A 1,267-nucleotide genomic window follows, 5' to 3' on the forward strand; every position below is an offset into this window, starting at 1 on the left:
CCGGGGGTTCTTCGAGGATGACGTGGGCGTTGGTGCCGCTGATCCCGAACGCCGAGACACCCGCCCGGCGCGGCCGGTCACCACGCCGCCACTCCCGGGACTCGGTGAGCAGCCGCACCGCCCCCGCCTCCCAGTCGACGTGCGAGGACGGCCGCTCGGCATGAAGGGTCCTCGGCAGGCTCTCACGCTGCAACGCCAGGACCATCTTCATGATGCCGGCGACTCCGGCGGCGGCCTGGGTGTGCCCCAGGTTGGACTTCACCGACCCCAGCCACAACGGCTCCCGCCGGCCCCGGCCATACGTGGCCAGCAGCGCCTGCGCCTCGATCGGATCCCCCAGCGCCGTCCCCGTCCCGTGCGCCTCCACCACGTCCACATCCGCCGGCCCCACCCCCGCATCCCGCAACGCCTGCCGGATCACCCGCTGCTGCGACGGACCGTTCGGCGCCGTCAACCCGTTCGACGCACCGTCCTGATTCACCGCGCTCCCCCGCACCACCGCAAGCACACGATGCCCACGACGACGCGCATCGGACAGCCGCTCCAGCACCAGCATCCCCACGCCCTCGCCCCACACCGTGCCGTCCGCCCCCTCCGCGAACGCCTTGCACCGGCCGTCCGCCGCAAGCCCCCGCTGCCGCGAGAACTCCACGAACGCCGCCGGCGTCGACATCACCGTCACCCCACCCGCCAACGCCAGAGCGCACTCCCCCGCCCGGAGCGCCCGCACCGCCAGATGCACCGCCACCAACGCCGACGAACACGCCGTGTCCACCGTCAGCGCAGGCCCCTCCAACCCCAGCGCATACGCCACCCGCCCCGACATCACACTCGCCGCGGACCCCGTCCCCACAAACCCCTCGACCCCCGCGAAACCCCCCCGCGAGGCCAGCACGTAATCCTGACCGTTCGTCCCGACGAACACCCCCGACACCGAACCCCGCACCGACACCGGATCCACACCCGCCCGCTCCAACGCCTCCCACGACGCCTCCAGCAGCAGCCGCTGCTGCGGATCCATCGCCAACGCCTCCCGCGGACTGATCCCGAACAACTCCGCATCGAACCCCGCCACATCCCCCAGGAACCCACCGACCCCCACATAGGTGCGGCCGGCCTGTCCGGGTTCGGGATCGAAGATCCCATCGAGGTCCCAGCCGCGGTCGGCGGGGAACGGGGTCACGCCGTCGCGGCCCTCGGCGAGCAGCTCCCACAGCTCGTCCGGGGACGAGACGCCCCCCGGGAAACGGCAGGCCATACCGACGAT

General features: G+C 72.5%; 1 protein-coding gene. It reads right to left on the reverse strand.

From position 1 onward, the window contains the following. A partial coding sequence (locus ACZ56B_RS32865; RefSeq protein ID WP_468798766.1) for a type I polyketide synthase occupies positions 1-1,267 on the reverse strand: 1,267 nt, incomplete at both ends.

This window comes from Streptomyces sp. NPDC034670, assembly GCF_055574875.1.